Raw genomic sequence first — 247 nt, forward strand, 5'->3', positions numbered from 1 at the left:
CAAGATTGTTTATGAGCAAAATCAATAGGCCACCTATTTCGATTGCTAGAATAGTTCGTCTTATGAAGAAACCTGGTCGCGAAGGCCTAACATCCGTTAGTGTTGGAACTGTTACTGATGATGCTCGTATTTGTGATCTACCAAAGCTCTCAATTTGTGCTTTGAGAGTATCAGAAAAAGCTCGTGCTAGAATTATCAAAGCTGGCGGAGAGGTGATCACCTTTGATCAGCTTGCACTCAGATCGCC

1 protein-coding gene is annotated in these 247 nt (G+C 42.5%); it reads left to right on the forward strand.

What is annotated here, in order from left to right; genetic code table 11:
• Positions 1–62 precede the first annotated feature (62 nt).
• Positions 63–247: eL18 family ribosomal protein (locus tag SM754_RS20385; protein ID WP_323677969.1), on the forward strand; the 185-nt coding region annotated here is incomplete at its 3' end.

The sequence above is a fragment of the Halorubellus amylolyticus genome (assembly GCF_034808145.1).
Classification (GTDB): domain Archaea; phylum Halobacteriota; class Halobacteria; order Halobacteriales; family Natrialbaceae; genus Halorubellus.